The sequence below is a fragment of the Bartonella sp. CL435QHHD genome (assembly GCF_042195095.1).
Lineage (GTDB): Bacteria > Pseudomonadota > Alphaproteobacteria > Rhizobiales > Rhizobiaceae > Bartonella.
Genome location: NZ_JBHINS010000082.1, coordinates 1 through 6,446, shown reverse-complemented (window position 1 = coordinate 6,446; position 6,446 = coordinate 1). Strand labels below are relative to the sequence as shown.

Genomic DNA, 6,446 nt, shown 5'->3' with positions numbered 1-6,446 from the left:
CGATTGGTTATTTTAATCGTTTATTTGGATCGCTAGCTGTTTTGATAATAAAAGCCGTGTCTTAAAGGACGCGGCTTTTTTTATGTAAATTCTAAGCAACATAAATAAGGGGCGGAGGGTATCTTCTGGTCGTATAGACTTTTCAAAGCTTAGAAGAAATGTATCTATTCAAGCTTACACCATTTTCGGCAGCTTGTATTGCAAGTTTTCTATGGAGTTCTGGTGGGATTCTTAATTGAAACTTACCACTATATTTACCATGCGACAAAGGCACAGGAACTTCTTCTCCGTTATGTTGCATGTCCTCAACAACTTCTGAAACAAGATCCATAATGCCTTTTAAAGCCTTCTCTGCTTGAGATGCTAACCATGAAAGGGATGGGAATTCTGCACACAATCCGACATATTCCTGATCTTCTTGCGACCACAAAACACGATATGTATAATGATTACTGTTCATGTTTTATCCTTTCTATCGCTTGCAATACTTGTTTGACTTGGTAGGCTTTTGCCTTATTGCCAGAATCTTTTTGAATATTCACACGCGGGTCACCAAGCCACGGGGTTTTAAACACAAAGTGACTCGTACCACTGTTCCGTGGTTCTCCAAAAAAATGTACACACACAGCCAACAAATCTGAAAACTTAATGTTCCTTGGTGATGCTTGCATCAAGCTGATTATTTTTTCAACTTTATTGTTCATAATCAATAATAGTATCACTATTAATCCTAGTCAATCATTTTATAAACCTTCCTAGTTAATCATTTTAAATCTATTGAATAGAGGCTTTTATGTATACAAGAAAAACTATCAGAAAAAGTTTTGTTGCGTTAAACAAAAAAAGAAAGCCGTGTCTTAAAGGACGCGGCTTTTTTGCTATAAAGCAGCCCCCCGCGCCGTTATTTTATTTACGCTGCTTTATCATCACCACAAATATCTTCAGAAATTTTTTGATTGCCATTAACCACGGCATTGCCATAAATCTTTACATAGATAGGTGGTGCATAGCCATCTGTACGAGGCTTGCTATAAACCGTTGCCTTGTCACAAACCCGTGCATTTCCATAAACCTTTACATGCTCAGAAATAGTAGCCCTGTCATAAACCTGCGCATCATCGTAAATCTCAGAAAATCCATAAATACAAGCATTTCCATAAACGCGTGCATTTCCATAAACCCTGCCAGTTACATGCGCATAATCAGAAACTTTTGCATTATCAGAAATATGACCAAGAAAAGAGACCTGAGCATTATCACAAACAACTGCATTGCCAAAAACATTACCATTAACCATTGCGTTATCACAAATTTTTGCATTATCAGAAATTTTTGCATTATGAAAAACCTGAGCATTGTCACAAACAATAGCGTTGCCTGATATTTTTGCACTTTTATAAACACGTGCATTATTACGCACTTGTGCATTTTCAGAAACGACAGAATCCATAGCAACCATGGCGTTATCATAAACCCAGCAATCACCATCATGTGATAAGCTTTTTTCGTTTTCAATAACGCCACCGAGATCACCTGCTTTAACATCTGCAAAATCTCTTAATGCTCTTATACGACGTACAGTTTTTCCCTCAGGAATACGGTGGATTTCGTCTGTAAATTCATATTTTTTGGATACATTTTTAGTGGTCATAGGTAGCTCCCTAATCTAAATATTCGATAAAATTTTAATGGAAATTTGAGAAGGCGCCCCCGCAACGCCTGTTATTTAAACTGCTTTTGCAATAGCGTTTGTTAAAACGCGCTTGGCTTCTGTCGTAACCAATTTGTAGTGATCAAGCTCTTTTTGTAGATCATTTACATACGATAAACGCGCAGCAATCATTCCCAAAACTTTACCAATTCCCTCAGGAGCTTTTAAACTTTCATAAGAAAATAAATCATTATCTCTAGAGAATAAATCATGATTTTTTGATTGGCTTTTTAATTCATAAAAAGCTTTAACAAGCGCTTTTTTAAATGCACGCACCGTGCCATTATTGCGCATATATGTCATCAGTAGAGTTGCTTGTGATTCATTAAGGATGGCAACTTCTCTCTTTTGTATTCCACCCTTGGTTTCAAAGGGTAGCATTTCAAATGCGACCCTTCCAAGTTCTTCAAAGTCTTTAATATTTTGACGAACCAACTGTATAACTGTTTTGTGCTTATTACCTACACCCTCTGCAATTTTCAAAGAAGTTGTGACAGCAATACCAGCATTGTTGATTGTTACTAAATTTTTCATAGGGAACTCCTACATGTTTAAAGTTTCTATTGACACTCTAAAAGAGTGCCGGGTGCTAGAAACACGGCATGTAGTCCGTCGTCACGCCTTTCCCATAAGGGTATTGTATAGCGTAACCACACCCGACAAAATCGTTATATGCCAATAATAGCATAAAAATAAAGCCAAATTTTGAAGCAGGAAAAGATTGTTTCGTAATCTATTCGCTACATGTTTAGTGTTTCTAGCACTTAATGATTCGTTTAACAGAACGACCTTTTAAAGTCAATACGTATTTTTTATTTTTTTCACTTTTTTTCATTTTGATACCTACCTAATTGAATATCAAGTGCTTTCTCTAGTTCACTGTCTATATCATCATAAGTTTTCACTGCTTTCACTGTACGTTTTTTGATTTCCCTATTCACCTCGTCTATCAATGCTTCGCAACTCAATACGCTTCTTGGCAAATCACCACCGTATATCCAAGCTTTCACTTGCGCCTTGGTACTGTAATCAACATTCTCAGGCATCTCATGATACTGACCACCGTCAAATTCTTCGTATTCTCTTGTGCCATCATCATATTCGTAAAGGTTATAAAAATACTCTGCTACCCCTAATCCCCATGGTGCATGCCCCACCGCCGTTGCAACCCACTTTTTTTGCCCTTTCTGTTTACGTTTTTTTAAAAACATCTGGTTTAATATCCCCTATCTAAATCCATAACTTTACCAATGGGTTTATTTGCCTCAAAATGGACCGTACAGAAGCGTTTTTAATTTCAATGTGGTTTTTATCACAAAATCTTTAAATCGCTCTGTACGGTGCCTTTCTGTCAATTTAAACGCATCTCTATTCTCAAAATCATCAGCAAATTTCACTACTTTGCTGTTTATCCTTCAATGCCTTTTAAAACCTCTTCAAGTTCTTTTTGAATCTTTTCTATGCGTTCTGATGGCATCGCTGCCTTTTGATTTGTTCCCTTTTCAGGCTTTTCAAGGCTCCTAAGAATGTGCTTTGCATAAAAACGAATATCGCTTTCAAGCTTCTCGCAGTAACGATAAAAATCTGCTGTCGATGGCATAAAGGTTGCATTTAATCCCTCTGCTTTGCCTTTCAAAGCGTTCTTTGTAGCCGTTTGCAATACCCAGCTGCTTATGCCTTCAAGAGCGTAAAGATACGCAAGCGCTGTCGCTTTCTCATCTGATCCCATGGGGCTCTTAAGTCCATTTGAAAGGACAAGATACGTTGTTTGAATTTCTTCTTCAGTCGCTTTCTTTTCAAGCTTTTGCAATGCATCATGGACTAATGAGGTAATTCTCTCCGCTTCTGCAATCAATGGTTTTTGCCCTGTCTTCCAATGGAATGGTGGTTCGGTTGTCATCCTCGAATAAAAATTTGTACACACTATCTGAATTTTTGATATTGGACATGTGCTGTGCAACGCGATAACTCCATCCACGCTGCTGTTCTGTTGTTTCAGTGCTTGGCTTTCCATAGTTTTTTCCTTTCTGTAAATCTTCAATTGCCTTGCGTACCCAGTTGCGCCATGTTGCTTGCCAATCCGTTTTGCATGCGTCCTTACCTGCCTTGGCATTCCAATAATCTCTAAATTTTGCGATTTCGACTTTTACACGCTCTGGAGGCAAGCCCTCTCTAATCGCAAAATCGTAATCGGGTTCAAAATCCGTAGGCAATCGACAGCCTCTATCGGTTTTAACCCGCTTGGCTTTCTTAGGAACGCTTTCTTGCTCGTGAATGATTGATTGGTTGGTTTGCTCTGATTGGCTTTCAACATCACACTCGATTGGCTCGTCAACCAAATCGATTGTTTCTAAATCTTCAAATTCGATTTCTTTTTTTGATAAAACGTTAGTTTTATTTTTTTTATATATGTTAATGTTATTGTTATTGTACCCTCTTGAAGAATCTTCAAGACTTCTTAAAGAATCTTGAGGCTTTCTTAAAGAATCTTCTTGATTTTTATGTTTCCTCGTATTGGCGGCTTTTGCTGCTCTTTCTGCAAACTTATTTAAAGTTTCGTCTGAATTTTTTAATTCTTCTTCAACATCTGGACACCACAAATAACCATCTTCTGAAAGAACAATATGTCCAGATCTAAATAAGTAATCTAATGCCTTCTGAAATCTTTTTACTGAACAACACGTAAAATGAGATAATATTTGCGCATCATTTACAAGAGGCTCTCTAGTGCGCAACATTTGCAATCGCAATCGCATATAAACATTGCCTTCAATTGCGGGTAAACAAGCAAGATCAAGAAGCCACTTGTCTGCAAAAAGCCTCGTCCATGGCAACTTAGTTGACATACTTCACCTCCCTTTCTTTATTATATTGCAAGTGAAATTATCTAGCTCTTCAGTGACGTTATTGAGTTCTTTTTCAACTTCTGAATTCCACAACCCACCATTGTCTAAACGTATGATGAATCCACCTTCAATCAAGGAATTCAAAGCTGCTTCAAACTCTTCTACTGGATAACCAATCCAACGAGCTAATACCCTTAAGTTGTTTAAAATAGGCTCACCAGTACGGAGCATTAGAAGTCGCAACATGACATAGATACATTTCTCGGTCGGCGACAAACAACCAAGAGTAAGAAGCCACTTGTCTGCAAAAAGCCTCGTCCATGGTAATTTAATGGACATACCCCAATTCCCTTTCTTTAACTAAATATAAAATTGCTAAAGCATCTGCTTCGTTATCATCTTTCGGATTGTGCCCTTTTGCACGCACCGCCTTAATCATCTCTTCTTTCGACGCATTCCCCTTGCCTGTCGTCGCTTTCTTAATCGTACTTACTGGTATCCCCTCATACGGTATCTGATGCTGTTCACACCACGCCGTTAACGTTGCTAACAAACCACCGTAAACATGCGCTGCATCTGTACCTTTATGACGCCTCACCTCTTCAAAATACACCACGTCAATTTGACCTGCTGTCTGCTTTATTTCTGATAGCCATTGTTTAAAACGCAAGTAACGCATTCCACCGCCTTCAAAACGGCGTGATTGAAAATTCACGGTACCACTGAACATGTCACCACTTGCACCACGTATCGCCCACCCCGTCTTAGTTCCTAGATCAAAACAAAGAATCGTGTTATTCACCGCACCACTCCATACAAAACGTGTTTTACAGAGGTGTTTTTTCCTAAAAAGTGGAAAGAGAAAGGCGTATGAAATATGCTTAATAAAATAGAAAATGCTTGGCATTGGATTAATAACAATCCTGTCATATCTACCATTATTGCTACGCTTTTTTTCAGTATTGGAAATTTTTTGTTTAAGTATTTTAAACTTTGTAAAAGAAGAAAAACTTCAGAACAAAAGCTAACTGTGACAAGTGATCCAATAATATTTCTACCAAGGTTAGAGCGTAAAGAACCGCGTAAAATCCCCTTAATTTTTATACCCTTAATCATTAAAAATCCTACAAAAAAAGATATTAGAATCAAACAAATACGTCTTATTGAAGAAAGCCCTTTTGAACTTATTGCTGCTATGGTATGTAATCCCATTTCTATTGGATTTTCTAGAATGGATCCTAAATGTATCTCTTTCGAAAGAAATTTGATAAAACCGCAACGTAGTATACAATATTTTAAAAAGGGACGTTTTATAAATCCACCATCAGAACAGTTGTTAGAGTTATTTAATCTAAAAAGCCGCAGTGAGTTGTCATTAACACTATATATTTCCCCTCTAAGCTCAAATGATATAGTTGACCCTGAATTTTTCATAAGGCATACTGCACCATATAATCCAAAGAAAACAATCGAAGTGAGCTTTTGTCCTGTTAGCTTCGACGGATTAAAGACATGGGAAATGTTTTTTGAAATTGCTGATTAAACTGTATATCTTGTGGTTTAATTCTTTCTATTTTTTTGTGTAAACTTGCAATCTGTCCATCAATAGAAGTTACCTGTTTATTTATTAATGTTTCTTGATTTTTAATTATTGTGTCCTTTTCCCTAATTATTTCATCTTGTTCATCTATCTGTTCTTGTAGGTCAGAAGCCTTGAAATAATAGTGTAAAGTAAACAGTGAGACCACAATAATTGGAATGTTATTGATGATATGACCTATGACAAATGACATTACATCTTCCATCTTTCTCTCCTCACTTACCCTTCTTCTTACTCTTCTTATTCTTATGAGGCGGCGCTTTTACTGCTTCATCACGCTGTTTAAGCT

The 6,446-nt window shown here is 37.2% G+C and carries 11 protein-coding genes; 1 reads left to right on the top strand and 10 read right to left on the bottom strand.

The window, feature by feature from the left end:
• Nucleotides 1–142: 142 nt before the first annotated feature.
• The 9 genes from ACFILH_RS08200 to ACFILH_RS08160 form a co-directional block, all read right to left on the bottom strand.
• Complete coding sequence (locus ACFILH_RS08200; RefSeq protein WP_006590330.1) at nucleotides 143–460, bottom strand: type II toxin-antitoxin system HicB family antitoxin; 318 nt, start codon at nucleotides 458–460, stop codon at nucleotides 143–145.
• Complete coding sequence (locus ACFILH_RS08195) at nucleotides 450–722, bottom strand: toxin HicA (protein ID WP_375667639.1); 273 nt, start codon at nucleotides 720–722, stop codon at nucleotides 450–452. Before ACFILH_RS08195 ends, ACFILH_RS08200 begins: the two co-directional genes overlap by 11 nt.
• A gap of 188 nt (nucleotides 723–910) precedes the next feature.
• Nucleotides 911–1,651: a hypothetical protein gene (locus ACFILH_RS08190; protein WP_375667638.1), complete on the bottom strand. Its 741-nt coding sequence runs from the start codon at nucleotides 1,649–1,651 to the stop codon at nucleotides 911–913.
• 75 nt (nucleotides 1,652–1,726) lie between these two features.
• On the bottom strand, nucleotides 1,727–2,245 hold the full coding sequence (locus ACFILH_RS08185) for a Rha family transcriptional regulator (protein ID WP_375667060.1): 519 nt from the start codon (nucleotides 2,243–2,245) through the stop codon (nucleotides 1,727–1,729).
• Between the two features lie 287 nt (nucleotides 2,246–2,532).
• Nucleotides 2,533–2,922, bottom strand: a complete 390-nt coding sequence (locus ACFILH_RS08180) for a hypothetical protein (RefSeq protein ID WP_375660307.1) — start codon at nucleotides 2,920–2,922, stop codon at nucleotides 2,533–2,535.
• A gap of 197 nt (nucleotides 2,923–3,119) precedes the next feature.
• Nucleotides 3,120–3,566, bottom strand: coding sequence for a hypothetical protein (locus ACFILH_RS08175; protein WP_375667636.1), 447 nt, complete (start codon nucleotides 3,564–3,566; stop codon nucleotides 3,120–3,122).
• Nucleotides 3,526–4,557 (bottom strand): hypothetical protein, encoded by a 1,032-nt coding sequence (locus ACFILH_RS08170; RefSeq protein WP_375667635.1) that lies wholly within the window; start codon nucleotides 4,555–4,557, stop codon nucleotides 3,526–3,528. Before ACFILH_RS08170 ends, ACFILH_RS08175 begins: the two co-directional genes overlap by 41 nt.
• Nucleotides 4,558–4,560: 3 nt before the next feature.
• A complete protein-coding gene (locus ACFILH_RS08165; RefSeq protein WP_375667633.1) occupies nucleotides 4,561–4,896 on the bottom strand; it encodes a DUF1376 domain-containing protein in 336 nt (111 codons plus the stop codon).
• Complete coding sequence (locus ACFILH_RS08160) at nucleotides 4,886–5,359, bottom strand: crossover junction endodeoxyribonuclease RuvC (RefSeq protein ID WP_375612606.1); 474 nt, start codon at nucleotides 5,357–5,359, stop codon at nucleotides 4,886–4,888. The genes ACFILH_RS08165 and ACFILH_RS08160 overlap by 11 nt, the downstream gene beginning before the upstream one ends.
• Before the next feature lie 75 nt (nucleotides 5,360–5,434).
• Here ACFILH_RS08160 and ACFILH_RS08155 point away from each other — a divergent pair, with 75 nt between their 5' ends.
• Entirely contained in the window at nucleotides 5,435–6,100 is a 666-nt protein-coding gene (locus tag ACFILH_RS08155; protein WP_375667631.1) for a hypothetical protein, read from the top strand.
• On the opposite strand, the gene ACFILH_RS08150 is transcribed toward ACFILH_RS08155, so the two are convergent.
• Nucleotides 6,048–6,362 (bottom strand): hypothetical protein, encoded by a 315-nt coding sequence (locus ACFILH_RS08150; protein WP_375627971.1) that lies wholly within the window; start codon nucleotides 6,360–6,362, stop codon nucleotides 6,048–6,050. The genes ACFILH_RS08155 and ACFILH_RS08150 overlap by 53 nt on opposite strands.
• Nucleotides 6,363–6,446 lie beyond the last annotated feature (84 nt).

What these genes read in the sequence shown, in the direction of transcription:
- ACFILH_RS08170 (WP_375667635.1), bottom strand. Translation starts at nt 4,557, where the DNA reads ATGTCAACTAAGTTGCCATGGACGAGGCTTTTTGCAGACAAGTGGCTT.
- ACFILH_RS08180 (WP_375660307.1), bottom strand. Translation starts at nt 2,922, where the DNA reads ATGTTTTTAAAAAAACGTAAACAGAAAGGGCAAAAAAAGTGGGTTGCA.
- ACFILH_RS08150 (WP_375627971.1), bottom strand. Translation starts at nt 6,362, where the DNA reads ATGGAAGATGTAATGTCATTTGTCATAGGTCATATCATCAATAACATT.
- ACFILH_RS08165 (WP_375667633.1), bottom strand. Translation starts at nt 4,896, where the DNA reads ATGTCCATTAAATTACCATGGACGAGGCTTTTTGCAGACAAGTGGCTT.
- ACFILH_RS08190 (WP_375667638.1), bottom strand. Translation starts at nt 1,651, where the DNA reads ATGACCACTAAAAATGTATCCAAAAAATATGAATTTACAGACGAAATC.
- ACFILH_RS08155 (WP_375667631.1), top strand. Translation starts at nt 5,435, where the DNA reads ATGCTTAATAAAATAGAAAATGCTTGGCATTGGATTAATAACAATCCT.
- ACFILH_RS08185 (WP_375667060.1), bottom strand. Translation starts at nt 2,245, where the DNA reads ATGAAAAATTTAGTAACAATCAACAATGCTGGTATTGCTGTCACAACT.
- ACFILH_RS08200 (WP_006590330.1), bottom strand. Translation starts at nt 460, where the DNA reads ATGAACAGTAATCATTATACATATCGTGTTTTGTGGTCGCAAGAAGAT.